Origin of the sequence: Actinopolyspora mortivallis (assembly GCF_003001495.1) — a bacterium.
Lineage (GTDB): Bacteria > Actinomycetota > Actinomycetes > Mycobacteriales > Pseudonocardiaceae > Actinopolyspora > Actinopolyspora mortivallis_A.
On the sequence record NZ_PVSR01000011.1, the window covers coordinates 41,735 to 58,820 of the forward strand.

Sequence of the window (17,086 nt, forward strand, 5' to 3'; positions counted from 1 at the left end):
CGGGACGGGGATCACCGGGAGGGGGACAGCGTTCGTCGGGCGAGTACGGCCGGGGCGGGGGAGAGCGGAAGTGAGGGCAGCAACGCGGCCTGGTAGGCGTGGTAGGCGTCCGGTTTGCCCCGCCAGACCGACTCGGAGACTCGTCCGTCGGGCGTGACCTCGTGGAGCCAGCTGCCGTGTTCGGTGTCGACGTGGTGCGTGCGGGCGTGGTCCCAGAAGACCTCGTACCAGCGTGCGTAGCGTTGCTGCCCGGTGCGGCGGTGCAGGGCGGCGGCTGTGAGGATAGCCTCGGCGACGACCCAGTGCATGCGTTCCCGCACCTGGGGGCGGTCCTGCCAGTCCAGGGTGTAGACGAAGCCGGGATGCCCGTCGGAGTTCCAGCCCCGTGTGACCGCCGAGTCGAAAAGTTGTTCGGCGTCCCCGAGCAACCACTCCGGGGCGGTGTCGCCGAGGGCGGCTTCCAGCTGGACCAACAGCCGGGCCCACTCCAGCCAGTGTCCGACGGTGCCGCCGTGGGGACGGAACGGGTCTCGCGGTCGGTCGTGGTTGTAGTCGAGGACCGGACGCCAGTCGGGGGTGAAGTGCTCGGGCAGCCGCCATTCGTGGGCGGCGGCGACCTCGTGGACGAGTTTGTCCGCGATGCGCAGCGCGCGCCGGTGCCAGGTGGGGTCCTCGGTGACGTCGCCGGCGGCGAGGAACGCCTCGACGAGGTGCATGTTGCTGTTGGCGCCACGGTAGGACTCGGTGGTGTGCCAGCCCCGGTCCCAGCTTTCCAGCGCCAGTCCGACGTCCTCCTCCCAGAAGTGGGCGGTGACGGTGTCGAGGGCCTCGGTCAGCAGCTGCTCGGCTCCGGGACGGCCCACGGCTGCGGCGCTGCTGGCGGCCAGGACCACGAAGGCGTGTTCGTAGGCACCCTTGGTGCCGTCCGCGGTGCTGGTGTACCAGCCACCGTGCTCCGCGTCGTGCAACGGACCGCGCAGTGCGGCGATCCCGTGGTCGGCCAGCTCCGCCGTGTTCCCGTCCCCGAATCCGTGGGCCAGGCTGAACACGTGGGTCATGCGGGCGTTGATCCAGGTGGCCAGGGGGTCGTGGGAGGCGAGCCCTCCCGAGGCGTCCAGCCAGCCGAATCCTCTTCGCGGAACGCGGGCCCCGGTGGCGAACTCGACGAGGCGGCGGCGTTCGGTGGCCAGCGGGTCGTTGGGTGTGGACGTGTGCGGGTCGTTCACTGTGTCTCCTCGACGGGAACCGTCGTCGATGGCGGGTTTCGGTGAATCGCGCGTGGCGGTGTCCCGGGGCTCGGGGGAGGACGGGGCCGTCGGGACGGAGCGGCGAGTGGCGTTCGCGGTGCGGGGACCGGTGGTTCCCTGGACGCGCGGGACGCGGCTGGACTGTGACGCACGGAACCTTCCACAGGCGGTGTTCGGCGGTGCCCACACGACGGGCCGGTTACCGGTGGGCTCAACCCGGGAGGTCTGCGTCGTGTCCGCGTCGCGGACGCGGGAGGAACTCTAGGGGGCGGTGGACCCTCCGTCAACATCGCCCCACGTCTCACGAGCGGCGTGGGCGGGAAGAGAGGCGAACCCCTTAGCCTGGGGCGGGAAAACCGGTTCAGTGATGGGAAGTCGTTGATGGCAGGCAAGCGTCCGACGATCTCGGACATCGCCCGTGAGGCCGGGGTATCGACCGGAGCGGTCTCCTACGCGCTCAACAACCGTCCGGGGGTGTCGGAGTCGACCCGACGGCGGATCTTGGAGATCGCCGAACGGCTGGGGTGGGCACCCAGCAGTGTCGCCCGTTCGTTGACCGGCGGGCGGGCCAACGCCGTGGGGCTGGTGGTGGACCGCCCCGCGCGCGTGTTGGGGGTCGAGCCGTACTTCATGCAGCTCATCTCCGGCATCCAGGACGCGCTCGCCGACGGGCCGACAGCCTTGTTGCTCCAGGTCACCGACGACAGCGCCGCCGAGCTGACCGCGTACCGGCGCTGGTGGGCCGAGGGCAGGGTCGACGGGGTGCTGCTGGTGGACCTGCGCACGGAGGATCCTCGCCTGGCTCTGGTGCGGGAACTCGGCATGCCGGCCGTGGTGTTGGGCGAGCCCGCCGCCCAGGACGAGCTTCCCTGCGTGTGGACGGACGACGCGGCGGCGATCGTGGAGGTGCTGGAGTACCTCGTCGCCCTGGGACACCGGCGGATCGTACGGGTGGCCGGCCCGGAGGAGTTCGTGCACACCCGGACGCGTTCCGCGGCGTTCACCGACGCGGCGCGGCGGCTCGGTCTGGAGGAGGCGCGTATCGTGCCCGCGGACTACTCGGACGAGGCCGCCGCGCGGGTGACCCGCCGGGTGCTCACAGGGGGGCGGGCTCCCACGGCGCTGGTGTTCGACAACGACGTGATGGCGATCTCCGCCCTGGGGGTGGCCCAGGAACTGGGGATCGCGGTGCCGGAACAGCTCTCGTTGGTCGCCTGGGACGACTCGTCGCTGTGCGAGCTGGTGCGGCCCGCGCTGTCCGCGGTCCGTCGGCCGATCGCCGAACGCGGGGCCGCCGCGGTCGAGTTGTTGCTGGAAATCGTCGCAGGAGGCGCCCCCAGAAAGGTGAAGACCTCGGACCCGGAACTGGTTCCCAGGTCCAGCACGGGGCCGGTCACCCCGCGGTGAGGCCGGTGCCCGCCCGGGTGGTCCACTCTTGACACTTAACCGCTTAACTGATGAGCTGTTCCCGCTCCCGGACAGACACAGGATTGGTCTGCGTCGTCGGTGTGGTCGTCCTGGGCGTCCGCCGACCGTCGGGGAGGGGCATGCGAGAACACGGTTTTCCCGTCCGGAGAGATTTCCGAAACCGTCGTTTCCGGCTCATCGGAGGTGGTGATCCGCTCCGGGATCCGGCACGGCGCGAGCGGTGACCTCAGGCTTTTCGTCGCGTTTTTCCGTCGCCTCCGTTCGAAGGAGCAGTGCTCCGCTGCGAGGAATTCGATCGGACGGTGTTTTCGGAGGATTCCGTTCCCACGGCGGGGTCGGGGTTCGCCGGATTGTCCGACGGGTGGTCACGCCGTCCCTCCCGGACGGTGCCGTCCCGCGTCGTCAGTGTTCACGTGACGGTTCGCGCTTTTCCCATGCCGACAGGAACGGACCACGCACCGGTGAACTCTTCCTTGACGCCGCCGCCGAGGTGTGGCGGAATACCTTTTCGAAACTGACGGCGAGGAACGGGAACGAGAACCCGATCCGGTTTCTCCCGGATTCGTTGGTCCGAACAATTCGGGGCCTCCCGCGACGTTCCGTTCCGACCACGACCGGAGTTCGCGGACGAGGACGTGGACACCGGACTCTCTCGGGCACGACGAGTGATCCCCGCACCCTTACCGCATCGTTCACGAGGAATTCCGCACCATGCATCCACCGCGGCCACCGGAGACACCCCCGGAGGAACGGGAAGGCCGTCCCGACCGGACAGCCCGCCTGACCGGACAGCACGTCGGCCCCGGATTCGTCACCCGCTACGTGCTCGCCGTGCTCGGGCTGTGGACGGCGTTGCTGACCCCCTCATCCATCACCCTGGGACTGCGGATCGCCGAGCTCGACCCCGAGGGCAAGGCCGGCTCCCTGGCGACGGTCTCCGGGGTGGGAGCCCTGGTGGCGCTGGTGGCCAATCCCGTCTTCGGCCGCCTCAGCGACCTGTCCACCTCCCGCTGGGGACAGCGCCGCCCGTACATGGTGGGCGGGATGGTCTTCGGCGCCGTCTCGCTGACGGTGATCGGTTGGGCTCCGAACGTGTTCCTCGTCGGCCTCGGATGGTGCCTGACCCAGCTCTGCTTCAACGCCGCCCTGGCCGCCCTGATGTCGTTGCTTCCCGAGCGGGTCCCCGAGGACCGTCGGGGAACCACCTCAGGGTTGCTGGGCATCACCAACCAGGTGGCCCAGGCGATCGGGAGCTATCTCGTCACGTTCACCGGCACGGCCGGCCCGACGATGTTCCTCGTCCCGGCGGCGGTGGGACTCGTACCGGTGCTGGCCTTCGTCGTGTTCCTGCGCGAGGTTCCCAGGACGAGGGAGGAGTTGCCGGACCGGAGCTGGACGGAGCTGTTCACCAGCCTGTGGATCAACCCGGTCCGACACGCCGACTTCGCCTGGGCCTTCCTCAGCAGGTTCCTGATGCACACCGCCATCGCCCTGCTGACCACGTACAAGACGTACTTCCTCATGGACCGGCTCGGTCGCACCGCCTCCGAGGCCGCCGAGATCCTGGCCTGGGCGATGCTCGTGCTGGCCCTCGGAGTGGTGGTGGGAAGCCTGGGCTGCGGCTGGTGGTCGGACCGCGTGGGCAGGAGAAGGATCTTCGTCGGGAGTGCCGCGTTCCTGTTCGGGATCGGGATGGTCGTGATCGCGTTCTCCCACACCCTGTCCGGGTTCGCCGTGGGAGTCGCGGTCGCCGGTGTGGGCCAGGGGATCTACGCCGGTGTGGACTACGCGTTGGTGGCCCAGGTCCTGCCCGACAGCGAGACCGCCGCCGCCAAGGGGATGGGGGTGTTCAACATGGCCAACTCCCTTCCTCAGACGGTGGGACCGCTGATGGCTCCGGTGCTTCTCTCCTTCGGCGGAGGGCAGAACTACACCACGCTCTACCTCGGCGCGGCCGTGTTCGCCGCTTCCGGTGCCGTGGTGCTCCGGTTCATCCGCGGCGCCGGGTAGCGGTGCCGGAAACGGCGAGACGTGGAACGAACGAGTGATTTCCTCCCGTGTTCGTCTCGCGGGTGGTGCTGATTTGGCACGGTTCCACTGCGCGTGGGTCATCACGCGGCCATCGGGTTACGAGGGTCCGGCCGATACCGACGGTCGGGACCGGACGTGACACGAGCACGACGACCAGGAGTGATTTTCGGATGAAGGTACGAACGGTCCTCACCGGCACCGCCGCCGCACTGCTGTTGCCGCTGTTCGGGGCGGTACCGACCGGGGCAGCGCAGACGGCGGAGCCCCACCCCGGGAAAGCGGCACCGCCTCCCGACTGCGTCGACGTCACCGTCGACAACTCGAGCGAGGCGTTGTACGACTACGCGCACCTCCACAACGGCTGCTCGACGACGCAACGCGTCAAAGTCGTCGTGGCCTGGGCCCCGGACAGCAAGTGTCTCGTGCTCGACTCGGGGGAGAGACATTCGTTCTCCTGGGCCTCCATCGGTCGTTTCGACGGCCTACGGGCGTGCTGACGTCCGCTCGCTCACCCGAATCCCGCGAGACGTCGTGTTCGTGACCGATCCGGTCGGCACGTGCTCGGTTCGCACGGCGGCGTGAACGGGACATCGGCGGGACGAAGCGGGTTCCTTGTCGACGGATCCGGAGAAGGGCGCTCCTGAGGACGTTCCCCTCGGGGACTACGAGACGGTGGGCGGTGGTGGGGCGGTGCTGCGTCCCGGCACGAGACGGGGCGAGAGCAGACGGACCTCGGCGGAGGCGGTTCCCTCCAGCTCGCGCATGGTCATCTCCACCGCCGTCCGGCCGATCTCGTCGGAGGGCAGCGGCACCGTGGTCAGCGGAACCGGCCAGTTCGCGGTGGTCTCCCCGGGGCCGACGGCCACCACCGAAACGTCCTCGGGAACCCGCCGTCCCCTGCCACGCAGTTCGGACAGCAGAGTGCCCAGCACCGCTTCGTTGTGCACCACCAGTCCCGTGGGCTCCGGCCGCTCGGCGAAGATCCGGTCGAGGCACGCGCACACCCCCTCGTAGGAGGGCGGGCACGGACTGCTGACGGCGTGGGTGTTCCGTTGCCGCGCGGCCGTGGTGAACCCGTCGAGGAACCGGTCGGCGAAGCTGGTCCCGCGTTCGTACACCGCCGGGGAGGGGCCGACCAGCGCGATGCGCTCGTGCCCGAGTTCGGCCAGGTGCTCCACACAGCGCCGCGCCGCCGCGGAGAAGTCCAGGTCCACACAGGACAGGCTGCCGGGATCGTCCGGCAGTCCGACCAGCACCGCCGGGCAGGGCAGCGAGTGCAGCACCGGAACCCGTGGGTCCGCCGTCTCCACGTCCATCACCAACAGCGCGTCGGCCGTGGCCGAGTTCGCCACCCGACGAAGCCCCTCGGGGCCCTCGTCGTTGGTCACCAGCAGCACGTCGTGCTGGTACCTTCGTGCGGAGGTGACCACCGAGGTGACGAAGCCCATCAGCACCGGCACGTCGATGTCCGGGCGCAGCGGCATGACCAGTCCCAGGACGTTGGTGCGGCTGCTGGCCAGCGCCCGGGCTCCCGCGTGCGGGTGATAGCCGAGCCTGCGGACGCTGTCCTCCACACGACGCCGCGTCTCCGGCGAGATCGACCGCTTGCCGGAGAGCACGTAGGAGACCGTGCTGGAGGAAACCCCCGCGTCCCGCGCGACGTCGGCGATGGACACCATCTCGTCCTCCCGGCACGAGTCCCGAAGCGCCTCGAACGAAGTCCGGGGCGAAGCCACACCCCCACCCGTCGGTGCGGGTGAGCAGAGCACTGCCCGGCCCGGCATCCTACTCCGCCTTCCCGGTCTTTCCCGTTCCCGTGCGTCCCGGCGGGAACGGCGGGGTCAGCTCCCCCGGCTCGGAGACCGCGGGTTCGAGGTGGTCACCTCCTCCTCCAGGTTCTCCAGGCTCCTGCCCGTCGTCTCGGGAACGAAGGAGTGCACGAAGAAGAAGGACACCACGCAGAACACCGCCAGCAGCAGCATGGACACCGCCTGTCCCACCCCGACCAGCAACACGGGGAAGACCAGCGACACCAGGAAGTTGCTGGCCCAGTTGCTCCAGGTGGCCAGTCCCTCGGCCGGACCACGGATCCGCAGCGGGTAGAGCTCGGGCAGCATGACCCAGACCACCGGGCCCCAGGTGGCTCCGAAGGAGCTGATGTAGGCGGTCAGACAGACGATGGTGATCACGCCGATGGCCGTTCCCGACGCACCGACGAACAGGGTCAACACGCCGAGCACCGTGAGACTGACGCTCATGCCGACGCTGCCGGCCAGCAACAGCCGCTTGCGTCCCAGCCGGTCGGTGTAGCGCACCGCCACCAGAGTGGCCAGCATCCCGATCACCCCGATGCCGACCTGCGCCGCGATCGAGGCGCTGTTGCCCATGCCCAGCTCGGTGAGCGTGGTCGGGGCGTAGTACATGACGGTGTTGATGCCGACGAACTGCTGCAGCACGGCCAGCCCCAGCCCGATCTTCAGGGCGGGTCTGATCCAGGGGGAGGTGAGGTCGCGCCATCCGGCCTGCTCGCGGCTCTGGCGTTCGGCCGCGCTGATCTCGGCCTGGGCCTGCTCGATCTCCTCGGGACGGTGGGTGCGTCGCAGCACCCTCCGGGCCTGCTCGGTCCGGTTGTGGCTGGCCAGCCATCGTGGGGTCTCGGGCATGAACAGCATGCCGACGAACAGCGCCACCGCCGGGATCACGGCCAGTCCGAGCATCCACCGCCAGGCACCCCAGGGGGAGAGCAGGTAGTTGACCGAGTAGGACAACAGCAGTCCCACCGAGATGGAGAACTGGTACAGCGAGGAGAGGGTGCCGCGGATCCGTGTCGGGGAGATCTCGGACAGGTACATCGGCACCACCACCGAGGTGAGCCCCACTCCGAGGCCGATCACGAACCGCGCCACCACCAGGGTGGTCACGTCCGGGGTGAGCGCGGCGGCGAGTGATCCGACGGCGAAGACCACCGCCACGACCAGAGTCATCGGCCGACGTCCCAGCCGGGCGGCCAGACTCCCCCCGAGCAGCGCCCCGACCATGGCTCCCACGAGCAGGGCGCTGGTGACCACTCCCTGCATGAAGGCGTTGTCGGCGATGCCCAGCGGCCCTTTCAGGTACAGCAGTGCTCCGGAGATCACCCCGGTGTCGTAGCCGAACAGCAGCGCTCCGATCGCACAGACCGCCGCCGCCACGTACACGGGCCGCCCGTCGGCCCGGGAGGTTTCCTGTGTGGTCATTGGTGTCGTCCTTGCGTCGCATCGGCGGGACGGCCGGGCGGGCCGTGTCCGGACCGCCGGGCCGAGGAAGAGCCCCGTGGGTCGGAGAACGAGGTCCCGTCACCGTCCGAACCGGAAGGAGGCGAGGTGGACCGGCCCGTGGAGGACCAGGTAGAGGTCGCGGCGCCCGTGCGCCCGTGCCAGCCTGGTGTGGACCGTGCGGTAGGTGTAGCGGTCCCCGGTCTCGGGGACGGTGATCGTGCCCAGCTCGTGACCGCGGGGATCGTCCAACCGGACAGTCACGCTCGCCGGAGCGGAGGAGCCTTTGGACAGCAGCGCGGTGATCTCGCCCGGACTTCTCCTCAGGTCCGTGTCGCGGAAGAGGATCCACCCGTCGGTGTCGGAGGCGGTGACCGCCGTGCCGCCGTCTTTGCTCCGGTCGGTCAGGGTGATGCCCGCATAGTCGTCGAAGTCCACGGCGTCCGTGGTCCTGTGCGGGTCGCGCGGTGGGATGGTCTCCCCGCGCACCAGCAGTGTCCGCCGGGCGCGGATGTCGGTGGCGGAGGACCCGAGCAGGAACTCGTGGGGGGACTCTTCGACCACCCACCGCCCGCGGGTGACGTCCCAGTGCGCCAGCTCGGAGGCGTGCACCGTGAAGCTCACCGTCCGCTGCCGCCCCGGTTCCAGCCGGATCCTCCGGAAGGCACGCAGTCGTCGTGGTTGCGGGTTCCGGGACCGGCGCTGGTGGGTGTAGAGCTGGACGACCTCCTCGCCGGTGCGGGAGCCGGTGTTGCGGACGCGCACGTGCACCCGCACGGTGCCGTTTTCGTCGAGCACGTGGGTACTCAGCCGTGCGTGGGTGTACTCGAAGGTGGTGTAGGACAGGCCGTGCCCGAACGGGTACAGCGGCGGGACCGTGGAGTACTGGTAGGTGCGGGCGGACTTGATGACGTCGTAGTCGAGGATGTCCGGCAGTTCCTCCGCCGTGCGGGGCCAGGTCTGGGTGAGTCGTCCCGCCGGATTGGCCTCGCCGAGGAGCACGTCGGCCAGGGCGTTGCCGGTTTCCGCGCCGGCGTGGGTGGTCCACAGGATCGCGGGCAGGTGCTCCTGGGCCCAGGTGATCGTGGTGGGGTAGCTGTTCTCCAGCACCAGGACGGTGTTCGGGTTGGCCCGGTACACCCGCTCCACCATCGCCTGTTGCCCGGGGGCGAGGTTCGTGTCCCGGCGGTCGTCGTTCTCCCGGCCGTTGATGAGCGGCATACTGCCGGCCACCACGACCGCGACGTCGGCGTTCTGCGCCGCTTCCGCGGCCTCCGCGACGCCGTCGACGACCACCTCGCGGGTGAACACGGTCGCCGACTCCGGGGAGGAGGCCGAGACGGTCAACCGCCCGTTCCGTTCGACGGTGACGTACCTGCGTTCGCCGAACCACGGTTCGGAAGCGTCGTTGCCGGCGTAGACCAGCACGTGGCCGCCGTCGTGGGCCAGCAGTCGGAACTGCTGCCGCACGTACCATCCATGGGGTTGCTCCGCGTCGTTGACCAGGGTGTTGTCCTGGGCTCGGGAGACGTGGCGGTCGTTGGAGACGGCCCGCAGCGTCACGATCCGTTCGCCCCAGTCGAAGACGTCGAAGAGGGTGGTGGAGTCCTCGGCCGTGGTCAGCTCCAGCGGTCGTTCGGCGGGGCCTGCGGTGACGCGACGCCCGTCCGTGGCCCGCAGGGCGATCCGGTCCACTCCCTCCTTCGAGGTGACCACGGTGCCCGGCCCGAGCGCGGCGCGGAGGCCGCGTGACGGTGTCACCTCGTAGGGAAGGGAGCCGGAGTACCAGTCGGTGTAGAGGGTCTCGGCGAGTTGGCCGAGCACGGCCACCCGGTTCACCCGCCCGCGATCCAGGGGCAGGGTGCCGTCCTCGTTCTTCAGCAGCACCATCGCTTCCGTGGCGGCCCGGCGGGCCAACGCGCGGTGTTCGGGGCTGTCCACGACCTCCTTGCCGATTCCCCCGTACGGCCCGCCGTCCGGGTCGAACTCGCCGAGCCGGACACGCAGGTCCAGGATGTTCCGCACGGCTTCGTCCACCTCGGAGACGGTGAGCAGCTCCTCGGAGAGCGCGTTCCCGATCGCGGTGATCGTTGCCGTCGGGTCGGTGTCGTCGACGGTGAAGCTGTCCAGCCCGGCCTTGAGGATGGCCGCGTCGGCCTCCGACTGGGTGGCGTAGTAGTCCTGGGCTCCGGTGAGGTTGTTCGGTCCGCCCGCGTCGGTGACGTTGCACAGTCGACGGGGTGCCCAGCCGCGCAGTACCTCGTCGAAGTCGGGGTGGACGGTCATCGGCCTTCCGTTGACCAGGTTGTAGGCCGACATGACTCCGGTGACCGCCTCCGCCGACAGCGCCGGGCGGAAGGCCTGTTCGTAGTACTCGTGTTTGACCCGGGGCGGAAGTGTGACCGAGGTGGTGTGGCGGTGGGTTTCGTTGTTGTTGGCCAGGTAGTGCTTGAGGACGGGGGCCGCGCGTAATCGTTCGGGGTCGTCACCGCGGATGCCGCGTCCGTAGGCCGTGGAGATCACTCCGGTGAGGTGGGGATCCTCGGAGTATCCCTCCTCGTTGCGGCCCCATCGGGGGTCGCGCAGCAGGTTCACCGTCGGTGCCCACAGTTGCAGACCCCAGACCTCGGGGTTCTCGGCGTGGTAGCCCCGTGCCTCGGTGCCGACGGCCGCCCCCACGCGTTCGACCAGTTCGGGATCCCAGGTGCTGGCCAGACCGAGAGCCTGGGGGAAGACCGTGGCCGTGGCGGTGACCACCGCGCCGCCCGCGTTCCGGTCGTTCGACCAGGCCAGACCGTGCAGGGCTTCGGTGCCGGTCTTGAACGGGGCGATTCCCAGGCGGGGTATGGCCGGTTGGTACTGGTGCAGCAGGGAGATCTTCTCGTCGAGAGTCAGTCTGCCCAGCAGGTCCTCCACGCGTTGGTGCGACGGCAGCGTCGGATCGCGGAATCCGGGTGTCGCCGGTGCCGCGTCGGCGCGGCGAGGAAGGTTGCCGGCCAGGGTCGATCCGGCCGCGGCGGTGAGGGCCAGCGACAGCACACGGCGTCGGGGGATCGGGTTCGGGGGAACCGGGCGCATGGGAGTGAAACACCTCCGGGAGTGTCGAAAGGAAATCGAATCGCTTCGACGATTGTTCGATCGATTCGTGCTTCTCGGGGAGCGATGGAGGAGACTGTGGCACCGAACGGTCTTTCGGTCAACGGCTCTTTTCGAGTGCTTTCCCGCAAAGTCAAGATGTTCCTTGCGACTGTTCTTGTGTTCTTCGTCGCCTCGATCTAGCGTGTTTCGCGCCGGATCGTCGATGCGCTTCGACGAATCGAGGCGCCACGGGTCGGGAACGTCGGGGACGCGCCCGACATGGTTTCACCGCGATGACGAGGAGTTGGTGATGCTGGAGAGCCGCGAGGACGAGCGGGTGCTCGAAGTGCGGGTGCGGCACGAGGTGATCCGGATCGAACCGTGGGGACGGGACAGTCTCCGGGTCCGCGTGGCACGGCACCGGGTCACCGACGACGTCCCCGGCGCTCTCCTGCCTCCGGAACCGGTCGCCGTGGACACGGAGACCGGCCGGGACGGCGGCCGGATCGTCAACGGGGCACTCGCCGCCGAGGTCGAGCTGGTGCCCACCGACACCGGGGTGGTCGCGGTGCTGACGTTCCGGCGCGGCGACACCGGTGAGGAACTGCTGGCCGAACAGCGCGCCCACTTCTGGTGGCCGGGACCGCGGTTGTTCCTGGGGCAGGACGGCGGTTACGGCAGATGGGAACAGCGCTTCCACGCCTACGAGGACGAGAAACTGTTCGGACTCGGCCAGCACCCGCACGGCAGACTGGACCAGAAGGGATTGGTGCTGGACCTGGTGCAGCGCAACGGGGAGGTGTCGATCCCGTTCCTGGTGTCCAGCCGGGGCTACGGTCTGCTGTGGAACATGCCCGGAACCGGCCGGGTGGAACTGGCCGAGAACGGAACGCGGTGGGTGGCCGACTCGGCACGACAGATCGACTACTGGGTGACGGCGGCCGGGACCCCGGCGGGGATCCTGGAGCGCTACGCCGAGGCCACCGGTCGTCCTCCCCTGTTGCCCGAGTGGGCGAGCGGTTTCTGGCAGTCGAAGCTGCGCTATCGCGACCAGCGGGAGCTGCTGTCGGTGGCCCGCGAGTACGAACGGCGCGGGCTGCCGCTGTCGGTGATCGTGGTGGACTTCTTCCACTGGCCCCACCTCGGGGACTGGAGGTTCGACCCGGACGAGTGGCCGGACCCCGAGGGGATGATCCGCGAACTCGCGGACATGGGAATTCGGCTGCTGGTGTCGGTGTGGCCCTCGGTGAGCCCGCTGAGCGAGAACTTCCCCACCATGCGCGACCACGGCATGTTGGTGGACACCGAACGCGGGGTCCCGGTGCACGCGCCCTGGCACGACAAGGGGTTCGGCACGGAGATGCCGGTTGCCTTCCACGACCCGACCAACCCGCGGGCCCGGGAGTTCGTGTGGCAGCGGGTCAAGCGCAACTACTACGACAAGGGGGTTCGGGCGTTCTGGTTGGACGCCTGCGAGCCGGAGCTGCAACCCGGCCACCCGCACAACCTGAGCTTCCACACCGGACCGGGAGCCGAGGTGGTCAACATGTACCCGTTGGAACAGGCCCGCGCCTTCCACGAGGGCAGTCGTGCCGCGGGGGACGAGGCGGTGGTGCTGCTGTGCCGCTCGGCCTGGGCGGGCAGCCAGCGCTACGGCGCCGCCCTGTGGTCGGGGGACATCCCGGCCACCTGGGAGTCGCTGCGGGCCCAGGTGCGGGCGGGCCTGAACACGGCGCTGTCCGGGATCCCCTGGTGGACCACGGACATAGGCGGCTTCCACGGTGGTGACCCCGACTCGGCCGAGTACCGGGAACTGCTGGTGCGCTGGTTCCAGTACGGGGCCTGCTGCCCCCTGTTCCGGCTGCACGGGGTGCGGGAGCCGCGACCGTCGTTCGGCCCGGACATGACCGGCGGGCCCAACGAGGTCTGGTCCTACGGCGAGCGGACGTTGGAGCTGGTCACCGAGACGCTGTGGCTGCGCGAACGACTGCGACCCTATCTGGGCGAGCTGATGCGCGTGGCCCACGAGACCGGCCTGCCGCCGATGCGTCCGCTGTTCGTCGACTTCCCTCACGACGAGCGGGCCTGGCGGACCGAGGACTGTTTCATGCTCGGCCCGGACCTGCTGGTCGCCCCGGTGCTGCATCCCGGGCGGCGGGTGCGCGAGGTCCCCCTGCCCGAGGGGGCCGTGTGGACCGAGGCCTGGACCGGAACCGAGCACACCGGGGGAACCGTGGCCAGGGTGGACGCCCCGCTGGAGCGGATCCCCGTTTTCCTCCGCGACGGCGCCGAGGTGCCGGTCCGCGGTTGAACGGGCTTCCGACGCGCTGGGACGCGCCGGAAGGGAAGAAGAACCAACAAGGAGGCAGGAGAATGCGATTACCCAGGGCTGCCGTGGTGCTCGTGGCGCTGCTGGCGACGCTCGGACTCGGGGGCGGGACGGCCTACGCGGCCGCCTGGTCCTCCTCGGAGAAGTTCGCCACCTGGTCCGACAACGGCTACCTCGTGCGCAACAACATCTGGGGCAGCGGTGTCGGGCCCCAGACGATCTGGGCGAACTCCTACAGCAGTTGGGGAGTGTGGGCCGACCACCCCGACACCGGCGGGGTCAAGTCCTACCCGCACTCGGCTCGGCCGATCGACGAGCGGATCAGCGAGATAGACACGCTGACCAGCGAGTTCGACGTCTCCGTCCCGGAGGGGGGTGCCTACGCCACCTCCTACGACATCTGGGTCGACGACCACGGTTACGAGATCATGCTGTGGATGAACCAGCACGGTCCCGTCGGGCCGATCGGTTCCCGGGTGGACACCACGGAGGTCGGCGGCCACACCTGGGACGTGCACCGGGGTTCGAACGGCTACAACGAGGTGTTCTCCTTCGTCCGTCACGGTGACACGAACGCGGCGACGGTGGACATCAAGGCGGTGCTGGACTGGATCGTCCAACAAGGATGGTTCAGCGCCGAGGAGTCGGTGCACGAGGTGCAGTTCGGGTTCGAGATCACCTCCTCGTCCGGAGGCATGGACTTCGTCAGCAACCGGTACTCGGTGACCTCGGAGTGAGAACGACGCCGACGGCCCGGTGACGCGGAGGCCGTCGCCGGGCCGTCGACGGGCATCCGATCCCGTGAAACGGCCGTGTTCCCTGGGTCGGAGAGGGGCCGAGCACGCTAGTGTGACGGAACCACCGTGTGAAGGCGTCCCGAGGGAGGGGTGGGCTGGCATGGACACGTGGTCACCGACCGGGTGGACAGCGGTTTACGACACACAGGTCGAGGGGCAGCAACGGAGGAGCTTCGTCCCGGTGCAGCGGTGGGGCCGCGACGGGGAGCCGCTGGTCGTCGAGCACACCGAGCGCCACTGTCTGGTCGACGCGCGGACCCTGGAGGGATTCGTGGGGGTGGACGTCTGTGCCCAGGTGTCCGGGATGAGTCCGGCCGCCCCCGGTTGGTCGGTGTCCATCAAGTACCCGGGTGGGGACACCGAGACACGCCCCGTGGCGGCCTGGGTGCTGGAGTCGGACGGCTCGGCGCTGCCGATGGTGCCCGAGCACGAACACGACGGCCCGGTGACCGGCCTCATCGCCGCCGGGGAGGACATCGTGGACGAGTACCGGGTGCAGTGCTCGATCAACATCGTGCCGCCGCAGAACTGACACCGGTGCGCCGGTCCGCGCTGTGGTCGTTGCGGGAAACTCGTGGAATTCGCCCCGCCGTGTCGGCACGGCCACTATGATCACGGACGGCGGGTTCGGTGCCGTCGAACCGGTCGTGCGTGCCGGTGCGGTGGTTCGAACTCGTGTCTTCCGCGCGGAGTCGTCCTGCTCGTTGGGGGCCGAGTGTGCCTTTCCTGTCCCGGATTCGCATCAACCCGTTCCGTGAGCACAGCCGTAGGCTGCTGAGCAACCCCCGCAAGATGCACGGGGCCGTCCTGGGGGGAGTGCCGGATTTCTCCGAGGACAAGCGAGTGCTGTGGCGGCTGGACGGGGGTGGTTCCCACCGCCCCGAGCTGGTGGTGCTCACCGTCGACGCCCCGGACTGGTCGCATCTGGTGGAACAGGCGGGGTGGCCCCGGGCGGAGGGGCGGCACTACACCGTGCGGGACTACGGCCCGGTGCTGGAGGAGTTGCGTGAGGGCCGGGAGTTCGCGTTCCGGGTGACGGCCAATCCCGTGCAGAACGTCCCCCGCCCGGACGAGTCCGGTTCCGAGGGGGCGGAGAGCGTTCCCCCTCGCCGTCAGCGTGGTCGCCGGACGGGCTGCCGCACCCCCGCTGCCCAGCGTGGATGGTTCCTGGAGCGGGCACAGCGGTGGGGTTTCGAGGTGCCGTCCTCCCCGGAGACGGGCGACGGCGGTGAGGTGGCCGCACAGCAGTGTTCGCCCGAGGTGCGCATCACCGACCGGAGGCGGTACTCCTTCCCCAAGAACGGCCGTGGTCCCCACGTGGTGCTGACCACGGCGACGTTCGAGGGGCGGCTGCGGGTGCTCGACCGGAACCTGCTCGCCACCACCCTGCTCTCCGGGATCGGGCCGGGCAAGGCCTACGGGTGCGGCCTGCTCACCCTGGCGGGGCCGGAGGACGCCCGTTCCGGTCGTGCCTGAGCTCGGACACGGTTGCCCCGTATTCCTTCCCTCCGTTGGCCCGTTGCGCCCGGGGATGTGATCCCGGCAATACCGGGAATACCTCTATCGGGGGAACGCGTTCGACCGACTGGCCGGAACGCAGCGGTGGCAGGTTCCGCTGCGGTACTCGCGCGGAGGGGTGCGAAGCACATGGGTGTCCCACTGTCCGTCCTCGATCTCGCCAACATCGGCAGAGGAGAGACCCCGGGTGAGAGCCTGCGGACGAGTGTCGACCTGGCACAGCGGCTCGAACACTGGGGATACCGGCGTGTCTGGTACGCCGAGCACCACAACATGCCGCGCATCGCCTCCTCGGCGACGAGCGTGATCATCGGGCACGTCGCCGCGCACACCAGCTCGATCCGTGTCGGCGCCGGGGGCGTCATGCTGCCCAACCACGCCCCGCTGACCGTGGCCGAGCAGTTCGGCACCCTGGAAACCCTGCATCCCGGGCGTATCGATCTCGGTCTCGGGCGCGCGCCGGGCAGTGACCAGAAGACCGTGCGGGCGCTGCGTCGTGATCCGCAGGCCGCGGACAACTTCCCGCAGGACGTGCGGGAACTGCAGGGCTACCTGGGGGAGCAGTCCCTGGTGCAGGGGGTGCGGGCGATTCCGGGCCAGGGCACCGGTGTGCCGCTGTACATCCTCGGTTCCTCGCTGTTCGGGGCCAAACTGGCGGCCGCGCTCGGGCTGCCGTACTCGTTCGCCTCGCACTTCGCGCCGAACGCGCTGGAGGACGCCGTGGCCCTCTACCGTCGCCAGTTCACCCCCTCCGAGCAGCTCTCCGAACCCCACGTCATCGCCGGGGTCAACATCATCGCCGATGAGGACGCCGAGCGGGCCCACGAGCAGTTCCGGGCCGCCAAGCGCAGCAGGCTGCGGCTGCTCACCGGCCGCGACCTCACGCGGGAGGAGGCCGACATGGCCCTGGACTCCCCGGCCGGACAGCAGGCCCAGCAGATGCTCACCTACTCCGCCGTGGGGACCCCGGAGGAGGTGCGGGAGTACCTGGACGGTTTCGCCGAACACGCCCGGGCCGACGAGCTGATGGTCACCTCGATCGCCCCCGAGCGGGAGGTCTGGCTGCGCTCCTTCGAACTGACGGCCGCGGCCACCGGCATGGTCTCGGCGGACTGAGACCGAGCACCGGCACCCTGTCGGTGGCGTCCGCACCCGCCTCCGGCGGTCCGCCCGTGTCAGGCGTCCACCGGTGTCCCGGTCTTTCCGCAGAAGTCCTCCCAACACGGTGTTCCACAAGCTACTCAGCAAGTGACCCGTGGATCCGGTTCGTCCGGTCACGTAGGACACGGCCAGGCGGAACCGTCGTGACCCGTCGCTTCGTCCCGGCCGGGAAAGTGCTCGGACAGGGCGGGAGGCCCACCACACGATCACGTCGGGTCCACCCGCCCGACCGTGTGGTGGTGA

At 69.5% G+C, this 17,086-nt stretch carries 12 protein-coding genes; 8 read left to right on the top strand and 4 right to left on the bottom strand.

The window, feature by feature from the left end; all coding sequences use genetic code 11:
• Positions 1–11 precede the first annotated feature (11 nt).
• Positions 12–1,226 carry an AGE family epimerase/isomerase gene (locus CEP50_RS09230; RefSeq protein ID WP_106113524.1) on the bottom strand — a complete coding sequence of 405 codons (1,215 nt, stop codon included), beginning with the start codon at positions 1,224–1,226 and terminating at the stop codon, positions 12–14.
• Positions 1,227–1,628: 402 nt separating this feature from the next.
• On the opposite strand from CEP50_RS09230, the gene CEP50_RS09240 reads away from it, so the two are divergent.
• From CEP50_RS09240 to CEP50_RS09250, 3 genes are all read left to right on the top strand, one after another.
• Positions 1,629–2,654: a LacI family DNA-binding transcriptional regulator gene (locus CEP50_RS09240; RefSeq protein ID WP_106113526.1), complete on the top strand. Its 1,026-nt coding sequence runs from the start codon at positions 1,629–1,631 to the stop codon at positions 2,652–2,654.
• Positions 2,655–3,386: 732 nt separating this feature from the next.
• Entirely contained in the window at positions 3,387–4,685 is a 1,299-nt protein-coding gene (locus CEP50_RS09245; RefSeq protein ID WP_106113527.1) for an MFS transporter, read from the top strand.
• Positions 4,686–4,876: 191 nt separating this feature from the next.
• Positions 4,877–5,203 (top strand): hypothetical protein, encoded by a 327-nt coding sequence (locus CEP50_RS09250; protein ID WP_106113528.1) that lies wholly within the window; start codon positions 4,877–4,879, stop codon positions 5,201–5,203.
• A 165-nt stretch (positions 5,204–5,368) separates the two neighbouring features.
• On the opposite strand, the gene CEP50_RS09255 is transcribed toward CEP50_RS09250, so the two are convergent.
• The 3 genes from CEP50_RS09255 to CEP50_RS09265 all read right to left on the bottom strand — a co-directional run bounded on the left by CEP50_RS09255 (position 5,369) and on the right by CEP50_RS09265 (position 11,038).
• Positions 5,369–6,385, bottom strand: a complete 1,017-nt coding sequence (locus tag CEP50_RS09255; protein ID WP_106113529.1) for a LacI family DNA-binding transcriptional regulator — start codon at positions 6,383–6,385, stop codon at positions 5,369–5,371.
• A gap of 162 nt (positions 6,386–6,547) precedes the next feature.
• Positions 6,548–7,942, bottom strand: a complete 1,395-nt coding sequence (locus CEP50_RS09260; RefSeq protein ID WP_106113530.1) for a sugar porter family MFS transporter — start codon at positions 7,940–7,942, stop codon at positions 6,548–6,550.
• Positions 7,943–8,041: 99 nt separating this feature from the next.
• Positions 8,042–11,038, bottom strand: coding sequence for a glycoside hydrolase family 3 protein (locus CEP50_RS09265; RefSeq protein ID WP_106113531.1), 2,997 nt, complete (start codon positions 11,036–11,038; stop codon positions 8,042–8,044).
• A 310-nt stretch (positions 11,039–11,348) separates the two neighbouring features.
• On the opposite strand from CEP50_RS09265, the gene CEP50_RS09270 reads away from it, so the two are divergent.
• The 5 genes from CEP50_RS09270 to CEP50_RS09290 all read left to right on the top strand — a co-directional run bounded on the left by CEP50_RS09270 (position 11,349) and on the right by CEP50_RS09290 (position 16,798).
• Positions 11,349–13,349 (top strand): glycoside hydrolase family 31 protein, encoded by a 2,001-nt coding sequence (locus tag CEP50_RS09270; RefSeq protein WP_106113532.1) that lies wholly within the window; start codon positions 11,349–11,351, stop codon positions 13,347–13,349.
• A 62-nt stretch (positions 13,350–13,411) separates the two neighbouring features.
• The gene (locus CEP50_RS09275) at positions 13,412–14,104 is read left to right on the top strand and encodes a GH12 family glycosyl hydrolase domain-containing protein (protein WP_181188300.1); all 693 of its coding nucleotides are present in this window, start codon (positions 13,412–13,414) and stop codon (positions 14,102–14,104) included.
• A gap of 160 nt (positions 14,105–14,264) precedes the next feature.
• Positions 14,265–14,696, top strand: a complete 432-nt coding sequence (locus CEP50_RS09280; RefSeq protein ID WP_106113534.1) for a hypothetical protein — start codon at positions 14,265–14,267, stop codon at positions 14,694–14,696.
• Positions 14,697–14,881: 185 nt separating this feature from the next.
• Positions 14,882–15,640 (top strand): type I-E CRISPR-associated protein Cas6/Cse3/CasE, encoded by a 759-nt coding sequence (gene cas6e, locus CEP50_RS09285; protein WP_106113535.1) that lies wholly within the window; start codon positions 14,882–14,884, stop codon positions 15,638–15,640.
• Positions 15,641–15,811: 171 nt separating this feature from the next.
• Positions 15,812–16,798 carry an LLM class flavin-dependent oxidoreductase gene (locus CEP50_RS09290; RefSeq protein WP_106113536.1) on the top strand — a complete coding sequence of 329 codons (987 nt, stop codon included), beginning with the start codon at positions 15,812–15,814 and terminating at the stop codon, positions 16,796–16,798.
• The last annotated feature ends 288 nt before the right edge of the window (positions 16,799–17,086 follow it).